This window comes from Rhizobium sp. BK316, assembly GCF_014193695.1.
GTDB lineage: Bacteria > Pseudomonadota > Alphaproteobacteria > Rhizobiales > Rhizobiaceae > Rhizobium.
The window spans coordinates 356,029-374,204 of the sequence record NZ_JACHZR010000001.1; the positions used below are offsets into that span (position 1 = coordinate 356,029).

Below are 18,176 nucleotides of genomic sequence, written 5' to 3' on the forward strand. Positions count from 1 at the left end.
AATTGATGGCTCTATCAGACGCGGCGAACATCGGGTGGAGTGAGTCCGTAGCCGATCAGAAATTCCACTGAGCTTCCCGCCTGGCTCTGCATGAGATCGAGGTCGCGTTCGACATTGATCAGAAGCATTTCGCGCGTCGATCCAAGCGGGCGATAATACAACATGCAGGTCTGGTGAATGGAGCGCTGCTCTTCACCATCGTCAACTTTTTCGACAAACTCCGCCAGCGGCGCGCGCTCCGGACCTTCTCCCCAGAAGCGACTATAGAGGATACCGTCGGCATCGTAGGATGGCTGGCCGATCAGGCCTTCCGGGCCGGTCCAGCGGTTCCATTCGCTCTGCCCGGCAGGCACGACGCTGTCCCAAGGCTGATAAAAGCTGATGTCGTCAACGGCATCACCCGGCCGGCCCGAGGTCGACATCACCTGAATCATCCGGTGATCTTCATCGTAGTAACGCGACAGAACCGTCGCGGCATCGAGCGAAACCTCACCGTAGCCGGCAATGATGAAGGGGCCGCTCCGTGGCAGTGGCATGGCCGGCTCACCACCCAAGGCTTCGGCCTCGAGGGAGAGGAAATCGATCTCCAATGCGCCGCCGATGGCAGCACTCAAGGGGCCAAGTTCTTTGGGCAAGGGCCTTTCGTTCTTGTCTCCGCTGAACCAGCCGATCATGATACGCCTCCCATTCGAGCCCAAGCGATGGCAGCGGGATCTAGCCGCATTCCGCTGATATAGTAAAGGGTTTCGCCGCCCCGCATCAGCACCTCGTCTCGACAATTGAGGTCGGTAATACCCTGGCTCAGCAAGCCCACCAGCGTCACATTGTGCTCACGCTTGAGGCTTAAAAACACGTCCCCATAGAGCAGCGGCGTTTGCAAAGGCGGTACTGGTAGGGAAAAGGCCGTGTCGGTGGAGGCGGCCGACAGCAGCCGTGCGGTGATTTCCGAAGAGCCCGGATCACGGGCGGCACGCGACAGCAGCTCCTCGGCGAGCGACCCCACCGCCTCGACGCGGGGCCGGAGTTGTTTGACCATCTGTGCCGTGCGGTCGTCGGTGAAATAAGCTACGATATGCGCATTGGGTGCATGGTCTTCGGCAATCAGGACCGCGGCCAGCGTCTCGTCGTCATTTGCTCCGCGCGCGATGATCGCCCGCGCCTGCCCCGCTCCGGCTCGCACCAGAGCATCGGCATCAGAAAGCCTTTCGGTTCTGATATAGTCGGCGCAGTCGCTGGCGGGATTTTCCAACAGGTCCTTGGCAACCAGAACGCTCATTGGTTCGTTGGCCTGTCGTTCGGCATGCAGCAGCCGGAGCGTCTGATATGTCTGCCCCTCCTGCCAGCCCAGGATAATGATGTGGCCGGTGCGTTCGCTGTAGTCGCCTAAGCCGCGCATACGATTCCTCCAGATCGTGCCGATCGTTGTCAACAATTTGCCAAGAACAGCGGTGAAGATGGCGATGCCACCGGGAAGAACGAACAGGACGGCAATGATCCGGCCAAGCCCAGATTTTGGGGACAGATCGCCATAGCCGACAGTCGTTGCTGTAACCATATAGTAGTAAAGAAAATCGATCGGACTGCCGACAAGATCGCCTTCGCCCGCCAGCGTAAAGAGCAGGTAGGATGCGACCAGATGGATCACGAGGATAAGAAAAAGGGCTGACCAAGCCAATTCGCTGAGCGAGAGATATACACGCCGCAGTATTGAAGCGATAAATGGCACGCGATTCGTCCCCGTTCCCCGTGCGTAACCTAGCGAAATTTATTTAGCACGCCACCTTTAAGTGGCATTTCGACTACCCAGATATTTTTTCGACGTTCTAATCGATGGAGGACTTTTTTGGAGACCTGGAACCTCACCACCTTAACGCGCCTGTTCGCCGCCGATCCCGAGGCACTCGGCGATGTGGATGTCGCCGTACCCGAGCAGGGCGACGTCCTATGTGTCACTCTTAAGGAAAAAGGCGATCTCGACGTCTTCGTGGCGGTGAGCGGGGAGCGCGATATCCTGGTCAGCGCCGTTCTGGTGCCCTGCAAGGACATACCCAATCGCGAAGCCTTCGAACGCATGGTGCTCAAGACGCACAAGTTCGTGCCGCTCTCCAGTTTCGGCATTACCGCGATCGACGGTGAGGAATGGTATGAATTGTTCGGCTCGCTTTCAGCACGCTCGTCTGCCGACACGGTGGTTGAAGAGGTCGCAATTCTGGCGGCCAATGCCGTCGATGCGGCACATATGATCGAAGAATGGAAAAGTGGGGAGATTGCAGCGTGAGCACCTGGGGAAAGATTTTCACTGCCATTCGCGGCGGCATTAACGAGGCAGCGGAAGCTGCCGCCGACAGCCAGTCCATTCGCATTCTTGACCAGGAAATCCGCGACGCCGAACAGTCGCTGCGGCGGGCGCGATCCGACCTGGCCGGCATCATGGCGTCCAACAAGAGCGTTATGCGCCGACTTGAAGAAAATCGCGCGAAGGAGACCAAGGATACCGACAGCGCCCGCGCCGCGATTTCCGCGGGCCGCACGGATCTCGCTCAGGGCCTTGCCCAGCGCATCGCCACGACCCGTACCGAAGTGCAGCGCGACCAGGAAGAACTCGATCGGCTGCTGCCCCGCCAGCAACAGATGCTGCGCACGATCCAGGACACCGAAGCACGCATTGCCCAGATGAAGCGCGAGGTGGAGAACGTCAAAGCCAACGAGTCACTGCTGCGCGCGCAGTCGGCGATCGCCCATAACCAGTCGGGCATCAATACCCGTCTCGGCAGCGCCGTCGAAAGTCTCGAACGCATCAAGAAACGTCAGGAAATCACTGCTGGCCGCATCGAAGCCGGTGCTGAACTGGCCGCACTGGAAAACGGCGGGGATCTCGATCGTCAACTGCGCGAAGCCGGCATTGGCGGCTCGAGCCATTCGGCCGACGATATTCTTGCGCAACTGATGCTGCCCAGGCAGTCGGCCGAGCCCGTCCTGCTGCCGGCGCCCACCAGCACCAAGGTCTGACAATCGTCAGCGAGTGGCAGCCCTGGCTGCTGCTCGCTAGGGATTCCGCTTTTGGCCGCTTTGTGATCCAAGATGCTGGCTGGAGTGGAGGCCAGCATCAAATGGCACGACGTCATCTCAAATCATCTTCGTGAGCATATTGTTGACGCAATCGCTGCAGGCCGGTGCCGGCGCGGTTTGGTATTGCGGTATCTTCAGCGGTGGAGTGACCTCGGCGTTATCGTTCGAGTGGATCTGTCGTGCCTGGGAAGATGGGCGGCCACCGCAAGCGGGTTCTGGAGTCATATCGGACGGTTCGTGGGACGGATCAACTAGGCGCCGCATCTGTCACTGCACCGGTTGAAGGAAGAGGTGCCGCGCGAGAGGTGAAGGTATCACGGATACGGCATGACAGTTCCTGCGGCGTGAGGGATTGCGCTTCCAAAAAAAAAACACTGTTCGCCCCCCTGTGCAGGTACGCGCGATGTCGCGCGGCGCCGACACCTTTCCATTGACGATTGACCGCGCCGAGAACATCGTCATAATAATTTTTGCACACGTGCTCAATTTTGTCATTCGGCCGTTACGTTCGCCCCCTAGAGCGGGATACGCCACGTTTTCGTGGGGTTATCGGAACGGCCGTCACCACCAGTGATGACCCGTCAAGAGGCCTCACACTGCTCTTCTGGGGAGATGAAGAAAATGACTCTTTTGCCGACACTGAAATCCCTTACCGTCGCCGCCGCAATCCTGGCTTCGACTTCGGCTCTCGCGCTTGCCAAGGACGTTCACATCAGCGTCTGGGCCGGCGGTACCGGCCCGAACGACGTCTATCGCCTCGATGCCATCGAGATCGCAGCCCAGCAGCTCCAGCGCGAAGCTGCGCTGAAGGGCGAAGACCTGAAGATCACCGTCGAGAAGAAGCCCTATTCGGCCTGGGAGGACTTCAAGCAGGCGCTGACCCTTGCTGCGGAAGCCAAGACCGCCCCGAACATCGTCGTCAGCGGCCATGAAGACATCGCGCCCTGGTCCCAGGCCGGCCTCATCGTTCCGATCGAGGATTACGTCGATCTCGACTCCTGGCCGCTCAGCGACATCTATGAAAATCTGTTGAAGATCGCCTCCTATAACGGCACCGTCTACGGCATTCCGCAGGATGCCGAATCCCGGCCGATGTTCTTCTGGAAGCCTTACATGAAGGCGATCGGCTACAGCGATGCCGATCTCGATGCCTTGCCGCAGAGTGTCCAGGACGGCAAATACACGATGAAGAACCTGCTCGAAGACGCCAAGAAGATGCAGGACAAGGGCCTCGTCCAGCCCGGCTACGGCTTCTATCCGCGCACCAGCAACGGCCCTGACTACTGGCAGTTCTACACGTCCTTCGGCGGCACGATGGAAGAAGACGGCAAGCTCGTCTTCGACAAGGCGGCGATGACCCGTACCTATCAGTTCTTCGCCGATGCCGTTTCGACCGGCGTTACCAAGAAGAACCATATCGGCATGCCGGGCGACCAGTGGTGGAAGGAAGTTTCCACGGGCAAGGCCGGCATCTGGGACGCGGGCACCTGGCACTATGCCCGCATGGTCAATCAGGAAGGGCTGAAGGACTTCTTCGGCAATATCGTTTTCACGCTGATCCCGGCCGGCGAAGGCGGCAAGGCCAACACGCTGACCCACCCGCTCGTCTACCTCCTGACCGCAGGTCACGACCAGGAGGACACCGAGATCGCCGCCCAGCTGGTCAAGATCGCCTCCGAGCCACGCACCAACGCGCTGCATGCGGTCAAATCAGCCCATCTCGGCATCTCCAAGTCGGAATCCACCGTCGATTTCTACGCGGCCGACCGCTGGACCCGCGAAGCCACCGAGCGCCTGCTGCCGCATGCCAATGCGATGCCGAATAATTCCGATTTCGGCAAATATTGGAACATCATGTGGAAGAACCTCGAAGCATCCTGGACCGGCGCCAAGACCGTAGACGCCGCGATCAGTGATGCAGAGGGCGAGCTGAAGAGCACGCTCGGCGACAAGATCGTCATCCGCTAAGATCGAAGCACTCTTCCGGGCGGCGGCCACCGCCGCCTGGTCGGTTCGCGATGAAGAGGCTTCCATGAAATCGTCCAGAACGCTCGGACTGGTGATGATCGCGCCTGCGGCGATCATGATTGTCCTGTTCTTCCTGATGCCGGTGGTTCTGACGGCGGTCTTCTCGATGACCAACATGACGACCGCGACCGGCATATCAGGCGGTGTCTACCAGATCGCGCCCAACTCCCTGATCGCGCTGAAATCGGCGATGCCCGACATCGCCGCCGAGATGGCCGAACCGCGCTACACGATCGACGAGGCGGGCCTCACGGCCGTCGAGAGCCTCGGGATAGCGCCGGGGATTGCCGCGGAATTGCGCGCCAAACATATAGGCGAGGTCTTCCCGGCACGCCGCGACGTCGAGCGCATGATCAAGGATCTCGCCGAGCGACCTTCGACACGCGAGGTCAAGCAGATCTCCGAACAGTTCAACCGCTCCGTCCTTAACACCCGCTTCGACAGCAAGGACCAGCTCTTCTCCGCGCTCGATACGCTTGGTTTCAAGCTGACGCCGGAGCAGAAGGAAACCGTCGCCAAGACCACCTACACCGGCTGGATCTGGACGACCGACAATTTCTCACGCATGGCCACCTCGCCCGACATGGCGCGCGTGCTTTTCAATACCGTGCTCTACGTCGCGCTGGTGCTGATGCTCTTCAACGTCGGTTATGCGCTGCTGCTCGCCATCTGGACGCATTACATGCCGCCGACCCCGGCTTCGATCTTTCGCGGCATCTGGCTCCTGCCGCGCATCACGCCTGTCGTCATCTATGTCATGCTGTGGAAGTGGCTCGCCTGGGACAGCGGCTTCATTTCGATCCTGATGGGCAAGTTCGGCTACCCCCCGAAGAACTACCTGCTCGATACCGCCTATCATGCCTGGTTCTTCGTGGTGCTGATCAACGGCTTCATCGGCGCTTCGATGGGTATGCTGGTCTTCTCATCTGCGATGAAGGCCATTCCGAAGAGCCAGTTTTATGCGAGCGAGGTTGACGGCGCCTCGCGCTGGCAGCAGATCCGTTACATCATCCTGCCGCAGATGCGCTGGCCGATCCTCTTCGTCACCTGCTATCAGACCCTGTCGCTGCTTGCCTCCTTCAATGAAATCCTGCTCGCCACCAATGGCGGGCCGGGCAACGCGACCGAGGTCTGGGCGCTCTCCGCCTATCACACCGCGCTCAGGAACTATGCCGGCAATCTCGAATACGGGCTGGGTGCCGCCATGGCGCTGGTGCTCGTCGTCATCGGCGTGACGCTGTCGCTTCTTTATCTGCGCGTCTTCAACTACGGCACGCTTGTCGCCAAGCCCCTGATCGAGGATTGACCATGGCCGAACGCTCGCAGCCCTCGGCAAATTACCGCAGCTGGCCTGTCCTAACGGCACTGACCATCGTCAGTCTGCCGCTGCTCCTGATGTATGTCTATCTCTTCCTCGACACCGTGACGGTGAAGCAGCCGGATGCCTTGCTGCCCTCCGGCTTGACGCTCAACCATTGGCGCTTCCTGTGGCAGACGACGGCGGGCAAGGCGAACATCTGGCAGGTGACGCTGAACACGTTGCTGTTTTCGGCCTGCACCACAAGCCTGGTGCTCATCGTCTCGTCGATGGCAGGTTACGTGCTGTCGCGGCTCAATGTCCCTGCGCGCGGTTTCTTCCTTGCCGGTGTCATGGTGCTGCACGCTTTTCCGTCGGTCACGCTCATCATCGCCATCTTCATCGTGCTGCAGATGATCGGTCTCTACAATTCATTGATCGGCGTGATCCTGGTGAAAGCGGCGATCGATCTGCCGCTCGGTATCTGGTTGATGAAGGGCTTCTACGACACGGTGCCCTGGGAAATCGAAATGGCCGGCGTCGTCGACGGCGCTTCGCGGTTCCGGGTCTGGCGCAGCCTCGTGCTGCCGCAGGTCAAACCCGGCATCATGGCGCTCGGCCTTTTCTCCTTCCTCTCCGGCTGGGGCGAGTTCATCCTGCCGCAGGTGCTGGCGCCGGGCAATCAGGTGCAGGTGCTGTCGGTCTATCTCGCCGGCTTCCTTGCCGACGACAACAACTACGATTTCAACATGTTCAAGGCGGTTGGCCTCTTCTACCTCATTCCGGTGCTGATCGCCTACGCACTCTTCAACAAATACCTCATGAACATCTACGGCGGCGGGAGCAAAGGCTGATGCGCATCCTCCTCGACAATTTCTCGAAGAGCTTCGGCTCCACCAAGGTCATCGAGAACATGAAACTCGAAGTCGGCAGCGGCGAGATGCTGGCGCTGCTCGGCCCCTCCGGCTGCGGCAAGTCGACGACGTTGTTTGCCGTCTGCGGCATCCACCGGCCGACTGGCGGCCGCATCCTCTTCGGCGATCGCGATCTAACCGACCTGCCGAGCCAAATGCGCAATGTCGGTGTGGTCTTCCAATCCTACGCGCTCTATCCGCACATGACGGTTGCCGAAAACATCGGCTTTCCGCTGAAGGTAAAGGGCATCAATGCGGCCAATATCCGCAAGGAAGTGGAGCGCATTTCCGGCCTCGTGCAGATCGGCAATCTCATGGAGCGCCGACCGGCACAGCTTTCCGGCGGCCAGCAGCAGCGTGTGGCCCTTGCCCGCGCGCTGATCCGCAAGCCGGATGTGCTGCTGCTCGACGAGCCTCTCGCCAATCTCGATGCCAAGCTCCGCCTCGAAATGCGCTCGGAAATTCGCCGCATCCAACGCGAGACAGGCATCACTGCGATCCTCGTTACCCATGATCAGGTGGAGGCGATGAGCATGTGCGACCGTATCGCCATCATGAAGGAAGGCGAGATCGTGCAGATCGCTACGCCGTCCGAAATGTATAGTGATCCACGCACCGCCTTCGTCGCCGGTTTCCTCGGCAATCCGCCGATCACCTTCCTGCGCGGCGTCATGAAGGACGGCACCTTTGCCATGCCTGAAAGCGAGATCCGCGTGCCGGTTTCGGTCCAGGCTGCCGAGGGCAGCAAGCTGACGCTCGGCGTACGCCCTGAACATTTCAATCCGGCCGGCGATATTGCCGTCTCCGGCAAGGTTACTTTCGCCGAAACGCAGGGCCGTGAGAACCTTTACGACGTACGGCTTGCCGGCGGCTCGCTGCTGCGTTCCATCCAGCCGGTCCGCAATGACATCACCGTCGGTGATGAGGTGAGGTGGGCGATCGACAGCAAGGGCGTGTTCGTCTTCGACGAAGAAGGCCGGAGACTCTGAGCGATGCGTGACTTCTCGACTTTCTTCGAACGCTACGGCTGGCCCTCGGACAAGGGATATCTGCCTTTTTGCATCGGCCATCGCGGCGCGAGCGGCCATGAGCGGGAAAATACGCTCGAAGCCTTCCAGCGCGCTGCCGAACTTGGCGCGGAAATGTGGGAGCTCGACACACAGATCACCAAGGACGGCGTGGTCGTGGTCTCCCATGATGACCATCTGGAACGTGTCTTCGGCATCGATCGACGCATTTCCGAGATGACGGCCGCCGAACTTGCTGCCCTCGAAAGCGTCAATGTTCCGACCTTCGAGGCGGTCGCAGCTCTCGGCCGGCGGACCAATACGGGACTTTACATCGAGCTTAAGGCGCCGGGCACGGGGCTTCTGTGCTGGAAGCACCTTCACGAAAAGAATCAGCGCTTCGCCTGCCTCGGCTCCTTCGATACGGCACAGGTGCGCGAGCTTCGCGATGCCGGTTGCGACTATCCGCTCTCGGTGTTGATCCGCGTCGGACACGATCCGCATGCGGCGGGCGACGAGGCCGGTGCCGATATCCTGCATCTCTGCTGGGAGCGGGCCGGCGAACGGCCGCAGGATCTCGTGACTGACGAGCTGATGCAGCGGGCTTTCGGCGAAGGCCGTGAGATCGTGCTGTGGCATGAGGAACGGCCGGCCATTCTTTCCGACATCACAAAGCTTCCGGTGCTCGGCATCTGCACGGACCTGCCCGATCTGATGCGCCCGGCCGCTGGGAGTGAAAGACATGGCAGACAAGGATAACAAGGGGCCGAGAAAGGTCACCTCCTTCGACGTTGCGCGTGTGGCAGGCGTCTCGCGTGCCGCCGTTTCGCGCGCCTTCACGCCGGATGCGAGCGTTTCGCCGAAGACGCGCGAAAAGGTCTATCAGGCGGCGAAGGATCTCGGCTATCGGGTGAACTATCTTGCCCGCAGCCTGACCAACAAGCGCTCCGATCTCGTCGGTGTTGTCGCCGCCGGTCTCGACAATCCGTTCCGTACGCTGCAGATCGAGCATCTGGCACGTGTTCTGCTCGCCCGCAATTTTCGTCCGATCCTGTTGCCGACCTCAAAGGAAGCCGACACCTCTGCTGTCATCGGCCAGCTGCTGCACTATGCCGTCTCGGGCGTCATCGTCACGTCGGACGCACCGCCGACGGAAATCTGCGAGCAATGCGCTGCCGAAGGCGTACCGATCGTGCTGATCAACAAGGGCGATGATATTCCCTTCGTCGATCGCATCATCTCCGACGATCGCATGGCCGGGCATCTTGCCGCCACGCATCTCATCGAAAGCGGCGTCAAGGCGCCGGCGGTCATGGCCGCGCCCGCAATCTCCTATACGGCCAGGCGACGCAGCGAAGCCTTTATGATGACCTGCCGTCAACGCGGCCTCGATCCACGCATGGTGGAGCTGAAGGTCAACGACTATCGGAACGGTTATGACGCAGCTGCCGGTCTTGCCTCGCTCGGCATCGACGGCCTGTTCTGCGCCAATGACTACATGGCTTGCGGCGTGGTCGACCGGATGATGAGGGAGCACGGCCGCGAGGAGCAGCCACCGATCCGCATCATCGGCCATGATGATATTCCCCAGGCAAGCTGGGCGGCTTACGACCTCACGACCATCCGCCAGCCGTGCGATTTCCAGGCTGAACAAACGGTCAATCTGCTGATGTCCAGGATGGCCGAACCGGATATGACCGCCCGCGTCGAATTTACCCCGGTGACGCTGATCAAAAGAAGGACTGTTTGATGAATTCCGCATTCGATGCCTCTGCTCTGACCGCGCGGGCGGAGGTCGCAATCGACGCGGCCCGCAACGCTGGACGCGAGGCTGCGCGCTTCAGGCGTGAAGGAAAGCCGGGCGCGCTCAACGTCGAGAATAAGGGATTGCAGGATTTCGTCACCATCGCAGACAGGCAGGCAGAGCAGGCGATCCGCGAGGGACTGCTGGCGCGCTTCCCTGAGGATATGTTCATGGGTGAGGAAACCGGCGGTGAGTCCGGCTCGGCCGGCACCTGGGTCGTCGATCCCATCGACGGGACGACCAATTATATCCGTGGCTTCCGCCATTGGGGTGTTTCCATCGCCTTCGTCGTCGATGGCCAGGTGGAGATCGGCGTCGTCTATGATGCGGCCAATGATCAGGTCTTTTCCGCTATCCGCGGCTGCGGCGCCTTCAAGGAGGGTCAGCCGATCCATGCCGCCCCGACCACCGACCCCGCCAATGCGATCGTCGTGCTCGGTCATTCGCGCAAGACGAGCTTTGACGACTATGCGGCGCTCTCCAAGCGGCTCTACGAACGTGGCATGGATTATCGCCGCATGGGGGCAGCGGCAGTCGATCTCGTGCGCGTGGCTGAAGGTGTTTCCGATCTCTTTTACGAACGGCATCTGAATGCCTGGGATATGCTTGCCGGTGCGCTGATCGCCGCAGAGGCTGGCGCGAAAGTCGCCATTCCACCAGTCGGTAGATTGCTGGAGGATGGCGGCCCTGTCATCGCCCATTCGCCTGGATTGGCAGAAGAATTCGCTTTCCTCGTCGAGTTCGAGGGATTGGCGGGCTGATCAGCCCGTCATGCGCTTCAGCCATGCCCGTTCGGTCGCAGGGGCTTCGTCCGTGGTGATCTGATCGGGCTTCAGCGCCACCAGTGTTGAGAAATTCGCCCATTCGACATCGCTGAAACCGCCGTCGGGATCCTTCAGCGTGAAGGTCCAGGCATCGACGAGTTTGCCTTCGCTGTGGCAGAGTGCGATCATATCGAGGCCTGCTTTTGCCGCATCGAGCAGCATCGGCCAGTAAAGATAGATTGTTTCCGGCTCCGTCGGGCCGCGCAGATCGGCAAGCAGCTCCTTTTCAACTGCTATCCACCCTTCGGTTCTGTAGATGTCGCCGAGCTTGTCGCTGGGGTCGATACCACGGCGCAGATGCGGCAGCTTCTCCTTGACGGCCAGGATCAGGTCCAGACTGCCTGCACTGACGATGACGGAGGCGGAAATCTTCTGCAGGTGTTCGGCCAGATGGGCGATCCCCTTTTCGCCGATCACCTCGTAATCGTCCTTCATGTCGAACTGCAGCAACGCGTCCGGATGGGCCGATTGCAGCATGGCCGCCAGATCCTCACTGTAGAGGAGCGGGCGATTGCCGTCCTTCATGCGCAGGTCGCTCAGATCCGCGAGGCTGTTTTGGGTAATGAGACCGTGCCCGGTCGTCTCGCCTTCCAGGTCCTTGTCATGCAGCACGACAAAACCGCCATCGGCGCGCACCCGAAGATCGAGCTCCATCGACGCACCAGCCTTGAAGCCTTCGGCCATCACCTCAGCCGAAAACAGCGGATCGGCCATACGCCGGCGCAACCGGTGCCATTTCAGCAGGGTCGCATGGTTCTCAAACTCGATCCGAAGTCCGCGTGCGTCTGCCATTCCGTCATCCTCGGCATGTCTTTTATTTTCCCTTCGTGCATCGGAAAGGCTCGATTCTCAAGAGGTGCCAGAAGATTGGCGCTACGGTGAGAGGAGGCCTTTTTCGCAAGCCAATCTTCCGGCGGTCTCTCCGTGCACCGCGGCTCAGCAAAATAGAGCACTATTTTATAGACAATATATCTCTGCGAGGCTTTTCCGGAGCCAGGAGCAAGAGGTTTTCGAAGTACGGGCGAGGATTTCGAAAACCGTCTGCACAGTCTGCGGGAGGAATGGCAGCCAACGCCGCTCTCCTGGTATTAAGGATCAGCCGCTATAGGCTCTGACAACTGCCTCCGACGCGGCGCCGAGATCCGCCGGCAAACCGGCTTGACGCAGGGCTTCGCCATAGGCCACGACATTTGCAAGCACGGTCTGGAACGTCGCTCGTCGGCCTGTGTGGTTCAATCGTATGAGATGCGACAGGCCGGTGCCGACACCGGCCGTCAGGTCGACACCCAGTCCCGCAGCAAAGCGGATGACCGATGTGGGCTCCACGCCTGTCGGTGTGGACATCGTTGTCACCAGGTTTGACGCCTGTTTGGCAGGCACCCAAAGGCTTGCTCCCATCGCTGACAAACCGGCTCGGCTGGCGAAAGCGGCCTTCTCGTGACGAGCGACGGTCTGTTCGATGCCTTCCGCCTCGACCCGGTCGAGTGCCGCCTCCAATGCAAAAAATTCCAACGGCGCGGGCGTTCCGGGCAAAGCGCTGCGGCCGCCATCCACCCAGGCTCTCAGGTCGGCGAGTGACAGGATGGAGTTGCGCGGCGCATCGTCATGCATGATCAGCTCCCAGGCTCGCGGGCTGACCGACAGGGCAGAAACGCCAGCAGGTCCGCCAAGCGCCTTCTGCGCGCCGATGACGGCAAGATCGATGCCCAATCCGGCGACATCGAGCACATGACCGCCAACGGACGCTACGGCATCGACCACCGTTACGACGCCACGTGTCCGCGCCAGCGCGACGATTTCGGGCAGTGGATTGAGGATGCCGCTTGCCGATTCCGCGTGGACGAGCGCCAGCACACGGACACCGGGATTGGCTTCCAGCGCAGCGGTAATCGCTTCGACCTCGATGGGCAGGCCGGGTCGGGCGACGATGTCGATGACGTCAGCGTCGCCACGCCGCAGCCACTGCCCGAACCAGCCGCCATAGGAACTGGTGACGATGTTCAGCGCCGCAAGACCGGGTCTGGCAAGGCTGGTCGCAACGGCCTCAAGCGCCACCACCGCCTCGGCCTGCACCAGCAGCACGTCGTTATCCGTCTTCAGGATTGCGCCGATGCGGCGGGCAAGAATGGCGTAACGTTCTGCCGGATAGGCCGGCGCGCCGTAGAGCGGGTTCCAAGCTTCGGTCATAGGCGGCTCCTTCAAGCGGGTTCGGTCACGAGGCGCGGCACGGCCGCAACGAGCCGGCGCGCCGCATCGGATCGCGGTGCGGTGACGACATCGGCTGCCGGTCCTTCCTCGACGATGCGGCCGGCATCCATAACCGCGATACGATGCGAGATCGCCCGCACCACCGCGAGGTCGTGGGATATGAAGAGATAGGCAAGGCCACGCTCGCGCTGCAGCTCGACCAACAATTCAAGGATGCGGCCCCGAACCGTCACATCGAGTGCGGAGACGGCCTCATCCAACACCAGCAGGGCGGGTCGCGTCGTGATGGCGCGGGCGATGGCGACGCGCTGTCGTTGGCCGCCCGACAATGTGCGGACTGGGCGGGAGGCAAAGGCGGTGGGCAGGCCGACGCGCTCCAGCAGGGCGGCGATTTCGGTCGGCCGTTGTTTCCTGTCCGCGATATCGTGAATGCGCAGCGGATCGTCGAGAACCGAGGCGACGGAGGCCAACGGATTGAAGGCGCCGAGGGGATCCTGAAATACCATTTGCATGCGCGCGCGTCTGCGCCGCAGGTCGACGCCGCGAAGTGCGAGCCAATCTTCCCCTTCGAACCGGATGGAGCCGGCATCAGGCTTCAGCAGACGCAGAAGGACGCGCGACAGCGTCGATTTTCCGCTGCCCGAGGCTCCTACGAGGCCCAGGGTTTCGCCGGCCGTGATTGTCAGGGAAACATTGTCGAGAGCCGCAACCTGGCGGCCGGAGCTGTAATAGGCCTTGGACAATGCATCTACGGTCAGAAGCCCATTCATGACACAACCTCGCTAATCAGTGGCTGCGTGGAAAGATCGCGATGGTTGGCGATGAGGGCGGCAGTATAGCTCTCGGCTGGCGATGACAGAACCGACCGGACAGGGCCGGCCTCGACCAGTTCACCTTTGCGGAAGACGGCGACGCGATCGACGAAGCCGGAGGCGAGCGCGATATCATGGGTGATGAAGAGCAGCGTCATGCCTTCCTCACGAACCAGCCCTTCGAGCAGTCTGACGATTTCTGCCTGAACCACGACATCGAGCGCGCTGGTCGCCTCATCGGCGATCAGCAAGGCGGGCTTGGCCGCAATTGCTGCGGCAATCGCCACGCGTTGCCGCTGGCCGCCGGAAAGCTGATGCGGGAAAGCACGCATGGTGCTGGCGGGCTGCGGTATGCGGACGCGATCCAGAAGCTCCTCGGCATGCATATAGGCTTGCCGCCAGTCGAGGCGGAGGTGTCTTCTGGCGACTTCGGCAACCTGTTCGCCGATGGTCAGCACCGGATTGAGGCTGGTGCCGGGGTCCTGAAAGACAAAACCGAAATCACGGCCGGGGAGCGGAGCATGGCCGAGCGCCGGCCACGTTATTTCGCCTTCGATTCTGGCCCGCTCCGGTAAAAGGCCGGCAAGTGTCCGCGCAAGCGTGCTTTTGCCCGAACCGCTTTCGCCAATGATCGCCAGCCTCTCACCCCTGACAATATCGAGGTCGACGGATTTCAGCGCCACCTCCAGTCCATAGCGGACCGACAGGCTTTTCACGCAGCAGAAGGGCGGAGTCATCGGGAGCCTCCCTCATGACCAAGTGCCCTCGTCAGGCCCTCGCTGAAAAGGTGGACGCCGAGCACGGTGATCGCCAGCGCCAGACCGGGGAGAACCGAAAGATAGGCAGCGGAGCGCAATACGCTACGGCCTTCGGCGATCATAGAGCCCCAGGTGGCGAGATTGGGATTACCGAGACCGAGAAAGGAGAGGGCCGCTTCGGTCAGGATCGCGCCGGCGACGATAGTGGCCGACAACGCCAGAACCGGCGGCAATGCGTTCGGCAGGATCTCCTTGAAGGCGATCTCGGCCGGATGCATGCCGATCACCCGCGCGGCCGCCACATAATCTCGCTCGCGGATGGACAGCACTTGTGCTCGCGTCAGCCGCGCCGGATCGGCCCAAGTGCCGAGGGCGATCGCGAAGACGACGACCGGCGTCGACACACCGATGATGCTGACGAAGGCGAGCGCTAGCAAAAAACCTGGGACGATCTGGAAGGCATCGACCACACGCATCAGCGACTCGTCGATCGCGCCGCCGGCAAAGCCGGCAGCCATGCCGACAAAAAGCCCGAGCAGCATGGCGGAAAGGGCTGCGGCGATCCCGACGGCCAGCGAGGTCCGAGCGCCATAGAGCAGGCCGGCGAGTACATCGCGACCCAGCCGGTCCGTGCCGAGCGGCAGGCTCGGATCAGAGAAGGGTGAAAGCAACGCCCTGCCGGCGATCCGCAGCGGATCTCCCGGCGATATCGCCGGTGCCAGCAGGCCGGCAATAAACAGGGCTGCCAGAATGACAAGTCCGATCGTACCTTCCGGAGTCCCTAGGAGACGCTTGAGCAGGGTCATGCGCGGCCCTCCGACGCGCCGATGCGCGGGTCGAGGGCGGCATAGACGAGATCGACGATGAAATTGACGCAGATGACGAGAACGGCGCTGGTGACGATGATGCCCATCAGGAGCGGCGCGTCACGGCCGTTGACGGCCTCCTGGGCCAGCCTGCCGAAGCCCGGAATGGCAAAGACGCTCTCGATGACGACGCTGCCGCCAAGCATGGCGGCGGACTGCAGGCCGAGCATGGTGACGAGCGGCAGCAGCGCATTGCGCGCCACATGGCGAAGCACGATGCGGCTGCGCGACAGGCCCTTTGTCCGGGCAAACAGCACGAAATCGAGCTTCCACGCCTCAGCCATGCCCGAGCGCATGACGCGCAGGAACAGCGCAAGATAGATAAAGGCGAGCGCCCCGACCGGCAGGGCCAGGTGTTCTGCGATATCAAACGCTCGGGAAAGGCCTGTTTTGCCGGAGGCGATGGTCTCGATGCCGCCGATCGGCAGCCAGCGCAGTTTAACCGAAAACAGGATGCTGAGCACCAGTCCCAGCCAGAAGCTCGGAATGGCATAGATGATCAGTGAACCGATCGAGAGAAAACGATCACGCAGGCTGCCCGGCCTCGCGCCGGCAAGGATGCCGAGCACTGTGCCAAGCCCGAAGGACAGCGCCGTCGCACTTCCCATCAAGAGCAGCGTATTCGGCAGCCGCTCGGCGATGAGATCCCGCACCGGCCGGTTGAAGGCCACCGACCAGCCGAGGTCGAGACGGGCGAGCGACGACAGATAGAGCCAGAGACGGGCGAAGACCGATTGATCGAGCCCATAACTTTCCCGCAGCGACTTGATGAGAGCTGCATCGCCGCCGCCGATAGAGCCGAGATAGGCATCGACGGCATCGCCGGAGGCGGATTCAAGCAGGAAGAAGCTGAAGATCACGACGATCAGCAGCACCGGAATGCTGCTGATGATCCTGTGTCTCAGGAGGAGAAGTGCACGTTTCACGCCGGACGAGGCCCCCGAAGCAATTGCGCCTTCGACCCTATCACGATTGCAGCGCGGTATCGCCCCAGTTCGAGACCACCCAGCGTGGATTATCCGAGACGTTCAGCACTGTGTCGCGAGCAACCGTGATGAAACCCCATTCGGCGACGTTGATCAGCGGTAGTTCGGCTACCACGAGCTGCTGGAACTTGTAATAGAGGTCGGTACGCGCAGCCGCATCAATGGTCCCGGACGCCTGCGCGATGATCTTGTCGAGTTCGGCGCTGACATAGCCGCCCTGGTTGGAGAAAGGCACACCGTCGGGCGTTCCGGACTGAACCAGGATGGTGGTGGAGATGGCCGGATCGCCGCGGAAGACCGGCGGGCCGACGGCAATATCGAAATCATGATCCGTATAGACCGCTTTCTGGTGGGCGGCCGCATCGGCATTGACGATCACAGCGTCGATGCCGACAGCAGCAAGCGCCTGGCGCAGATAGTCGCCGAACTGGCGCGTCTCGTTGAAATAGGGCGCCGGCCGCAGCTTGAGCTGGAAACGATTGCCGTCAGGTCCTCTCGTATAGCCGCCCTGGTCCAGCAGATCGTTTGCCACCTGCACGTCGAAATTATAATTCGCGACGTCGGCCGTGTAGAACTCCTTGGAATTCTTCGGGATGGGGCCGGTCGATTCCGTCGCATAACCGAGGAAGATCGTGTCGACGACGAATTTCTTGTCGATCGCATGGGCGATCGCCTGGCGGACTCTGAGATCGGCGAGTTCCTTGCGGCGATGGTTGATCTCGATGACGAGCTGATAGGTCAGCGCCTCGTAGCCCTTGGAGATGACCTTGATGCCGTCGACCTTGGAGATGCGGTCGAGATCGGCGAGCGGCACGGCCGAGAAGGCAGCAAGGTGGATTTCCTCGGCTTCCAATGCCGCGCCAGCCGATTCACGGTCGGGCAGCACGCGGTAGACGATTTCGTTGAGCTTCGGCTCGCCCTTCTGCCAGTAGTTCTCGTTGCGCGTCAGCCGGTAATATTCGCCGGGTTTATATTCGGCGAACTTGAACGGGCCGGTACCGACAAGCGTGTTGTTGGCAGGATTCTTGGCGATGTCCGTGCCTTCGAAAATATGCTTGGCGACGACGCTGGTGACGGTTGGAAGCGCATTGCGGATGAGCTGGAAGGGCGTCGGCTTCGAAAAGCGGAAGATCGCCGTATGGCCATCGGGCGTATCGACTGTCTGCAGATTGGCGAAGACCAGGCGCCCGAGATTCTGAAGCGGCTTCCAGACGTAGAGCGCGGAGAAGGCGACGTCGGCCGACGTGAACGGCTTGCCGTCGTGCCAGGTGGCGTTTTCACGCAGCTTGAAAGTCACGGAAAGCCCGTCAGGCGAGCCTTCCCAGGAGGTGGCGAGCCGCGGTGCGAGACCATCCGCGCCCTCGTAGGAGGCTTCGGCCAGCGGTTCGATCACCTTGCTTGCAACGAAGAAGACGCCGTTAGAGGCAACAATGGCGGGGTTCAGGTTTTTCGGCTCGGAGTCGGCTGCGACGATCAGGCGCCCGCCGGCCGGCACGTCCTGTGCCAGAACAATGCGCGAAAATGCGGTCGAGCCGAGCAGCAGCGCGGTACCCTGCAGCAGGCTGCGCCGAGAGATATCTGCAATAGTCATGCCCCGTCCAAT

General features: G+C 61.2%; 18 protein-coding genes and 1 pseudogene. 10 read left to right on the forward strand and 9 right to left on the reverse strand.

Annotated elements, in window-relative coordinates:
- Positions 1–14: 14 nt before the first annotated feature.
- Together FHT87_RS01550 and FHT87_RS01555 are read right to left on the reverse strand one after the other, a co-directional pair.
- Positions 15–674 (reverse strand): DUF2491 family protein, encoded by a 660-nt coding sequence (locus tag FHT87_RS01550; protein ID WP_183733422.1) that lies wholly within the window; start codon positions 672–674, stop codon positions 15–17.
- A complete protein-coding gene (locus FHT87_RS01555; RefSeq protein WP_183733419.1) occupies positions 671–1,726 on the reverse strand; it encodes an ion channel in 1,056 nt (351 codons plus the stop codon). Before FHT87_RS01555 ends, FHT87_RS01550 begins: the two co-directional genes overlap by 4 nt.
- Before the next feature lie 117 nt (positions 1,727–1,843).
- Here FHT87_RS01555 and FHT87_RS01560 point away from each other — a divergent pair, with 117 nt between their 5' ends.
- From FHT87_RS01560 to FHT87_RS01600, 10 genes and pseudogenes are all read left to right on the forward strand, one after another.
- Entirely contained in the window at positions 1,844–2,278 is a 435-nt protein-coding gene (locus FHT87_RS01560; protein ID WP_183733416.1) for a YjfI family protein, read from the forward strand.
- Positions 2,275–3,009, forward strand: a complete 735-nt coding sequence (locus FHT87_RS01565) for a PspA/IM30 family protein (RefSeq protein WP_183733413.1) — start codon at positions 2,275–2,277, stop codon at positions 3,007–3,009. The genes FHT87_RS01560 and FHT87_RS01565 overlap by 4 nt, the downstream gene beginning before the upstream one ends.
- 72 nt (positions 3,010–3,081) lie before the next feature.
- A pseudogene (locus FHT87_RS31080) lies at positions 3,082–3,397 on the forward strand (hypothetical protein); the annotation flags it as partial.
- A 293-nt stretch (positions 3,398–3,690) separates the two neighbouring features.
- Entirely contained in the window at positions 3,691–5,037 is a 1,347-nt protein-coding gene (locus FHT87_RS01570; protein ID WP_183798927.1) for an extracellular solute-binding protein, read from the forward strand.
- 64 nt (positions 5,038–5,101) lie between these two features.
- Entirely contained in the window at positions 5,102–6,403 is a 1,302-nt protein-coding gene (locus FHT87_RS01575; RefSeq protein ID WP_183798930.1) for a sugar ABC transporter permease, read from the forward strand.
- 2 nt (positions 6,404–6,405) lie between these two features.
- A complete protein-coding gene (locus FHT87_RS01580; protein WP_183733403.1) occupies positions 6,406–7,248 on the forward strand; it encodes a carbohydrate ABC transporter permease in 843 nt (280 codons plus the stop codon).
- Positions 7,248–8,297 (forward strand): ABC transporter ATP-binding protein, encoded by a 1,050-nt coding sequence (locus FHT87_RS01585; RefSeq protein WP_183798933.1) that lies wholly within the window; start codon positions 7,248–7,250, stop codon positions 8,295–8,297. Before FHT87_RS01580 ends, FHT87_RS01585 begins: the two co-directional genes overlap by 1 nt.
- A 3-nt stretch (positions 8,298–8,300) precedes the next feature.
- Positions 8,301–9,074 (forward strand): glycerophosphodiester phosphodiesterase, encoded by a 774-nt coding sequence (locus FHT87_RS01590; RefSeq protein ID WP_183798936.1) that lies wholly within the window; start codon positions 8,301–8,303, stop codon positions 9,072–9,074.
- Positions 9,058–10,065 (forward strand): LacI family DNA-binding transcriptional regulator, encoded by a 1,008-nt coding sequence (locus FHT87_RS01595; protein ID WP_183798939.1) that lies wholly within the window; start codon positions 9,058–9,060, stop codon positions 10,063–10,065. Before FHT87_RS01590 ends, FHT87_RS01595 begins: the two co-directional genes overlap by 17 nt.
- Positions 10,065–10,880 (forward strand): inositol monophosphatase family protein, encoded by an 816-nt coding sequence (locus FHT87_RS01600; protein WP_183798942.1) that lies wholly within the window; start codon positions 10,065–10,067, stop codon positions 10,878–10,880. The genes FHT87_RS01595 and FHT87_RS01600 overlap by 1 nt, the downstream gene beginning before the upstream one ends.
- Here FHT87_RS01600 and FHT87_RS01605 read toward each other — a convergent pair whose 3' ends face one another.
- The 7 genes from FHT87_RS01605 to FHT87_RS01635 form a co-directional block, all read right to left on the reverse strand.
- Positions 10,881–11,735: a glycerophosphodiester phosphodiesterase family protein gene (locus tag FHT87_RS01605; RefSeq protein ID WP_183798945.1), complete on the reverse strand. Its 855-nt coding sequence runs from the start codon at positions 11,733–11,735 to the stop codon at positions 10,881–10,883.
- Between the two features lie 303 nt (positions 11,736–12,038).
- On the reverse strand, positions 12,039–13,130 hold the full coding sequence (locus FHT87_RS01610) for an aminotransferase class V-fold PLP-dependent enzyme (RefSeq protein ID WP_183798948.1): 1,092 nt from the start codon (positions 13,128–13,130) through the stop codon (positions 12,039–12,041).
- 11 nt (positions 13,131–13,141) lie between these two features.
- Positions 13,142–13,921 carry a dipeptide/oligopeptide/nickel ABC transporter ATP-binding protein gene (locus FHT87_RS01615; RefSeq protein WP_183798951.1) on the reverse strand — a complete coding sequence of 260 codons (780 nt, stop codon included), beginning with the start codon at positions 13,919–13,921 and terminating at the stop codon, positions 13,142–13,144.
- Positions 13,918–14,700: an ABC transporter ATP-binding protein gene (locus tag FHT87_RS01620; RefSeq protein ID WP_183798954.1), complete on the reverse strand. Its 783-nt coding sequence runs from the start codon at positions 14,698–14,700 to the stop codon at positions 13,918–13,920. Before FHT87_RS01620 ends, FHT87_RS01615 begins: the two co-directional genes overlap by 4 nt.
- Positions 14,697–15,527 (reverse strand): ABC transporter permease, encoded by an 831-nt coding sequence (locus FHT87_RS01625; protein WP_183798957.1) that lies wholly within the window; start codon positions 15,525–15,527, stop codon positions 14,697–14,699. The genes FHT87_RS01620 and FHT87_RS01625 overlap by 4 nt, the downstream gene beginning before the upstream one ends.
- Complete coding sequence (locus FHT87_RS01630) at positions 15,524–16,513, reverse strand: ABC transporter permease (protein ID WP_183798961.1); 990 nt, start codon at positions 16,511–16,513, stop codon at positions 15,524–15,526. The genes FHT87_RS01625 and FHT87_RS01630 overlap by 4 nt, the downstream gene beginning before the upstream one ends.
- A gap of 40 nt (positions 16,514–16,553) precedes the next feature.
- The gene (locus tag FHT87_RS01635) at positions 16,554–18,164 is read right to left on the reverse strand and encodes an ABC transporter substrate-binding protein (RefSeq protein WP_183798965.1); all 1,611 of its coding nucleotides are present in this window, start codon (positions 18,162–18,164) and stop codon (positions 16,554–16,556) included.
- Between the last annotated feature and the right edge of the window lie 12 nt (positions 18,165–18,176).

Coding starts and splice junctions, on each gene's coding strand:
- FHT87_RS01550 (WP_183733422.1), bottom strand. CDS start 674: ATGATCGGCTGGTTCAGCGGAGACAAGAACGAAAGGCCCTTGCCCAAA.
- FHT87_RS01570 (WP_183798927.1), top strand. CDS start 3,691: ATGACTCTTTTGCCGACACTGAAATCCCTTACCGTCGCCGCCGCAATC.
- FHT87_RS01575 (WP_183798930.1), top strand. CDS start 5,102: ATGAAATCGTCCAGAACGCTCGGACTGGTGATGATCGCGCCTGCGGCG.
- FHT87_RS01580 (WP_183733403.1), top strand. CDS start 6,406: ATGGCCGAACGCTCGCAGCCCTCGGCAAATTACCGCAGCTGGCCTGTC.
- FHT87_RS01585 (WP_183798933.1), top strand. CDS start 7,248: ATGCGCATCCTCCTCGACAATTTCTCGAAGAGCTTCGGCTCCACCAAG.
- FHT87_RS01590 (WP_183798936.1), top strand. CDS start 8,301: ATGCGTGACTTCTCGACTTTCTTCGAACGCTACGGCTGGCCCTCGGAC.
- FHT87_RS01595 (WP_183798939.1), top strand. CDS start 9,058: ATGGCAGACAAGGATAACAAGGGGCCGAGAAAGGTCACCTCCTTCGAC.
- FHT87_RS01600 (WP_183798942.1), top strand. CDS start 10,065: ATGAATTCCGCATTCGATGCCTCTGCTCTGACCGCGCGGGCGGAGGTC.
- FHT87_RS01605 (WP_183798945.1), bottom strand. CDS start 11,735: ATGGCAGACGCACGCGGACTTCGGATCGAGTTTGAGAACCATGCGACC.
- FHT87_RS01610 (WP_183798948.1), bottom strand. CDS start 13,130: ATGACCGAAGCTTGGAACCCGCTCTACGGCGCGCCGGCCTATCCGGCA.
- FHT87_RS01615 (WP_183798951.1), bottom strand. CDS start 13,921: ATGAATGGGCTTCTGACCGTAGATGCATTGTCCAAGGCCTATTACAGC.
- FHT87_RS01620 (WP_183798954.1), bottom strand. CDS start 14,700: ATGACTCCGCCCTTCTGCTGCGTGAAAAGCCTGTCGGTCCGCTATGGA.
- FHT87_RS01625 (WP_183798957.1), bottom strand. CDS start 15,527: ATGACCCTGCTCAAGCGTCTCCTAGGGACTCCGGAAGGTACGATCGGA.
- FHT87_RS01635 (WP_183798965.1), bottom strand. CDS start 18,164: ATGACTATTGCAGATATCTCTCGGCGCAGCCTGCTGCAGGGTACCGCG.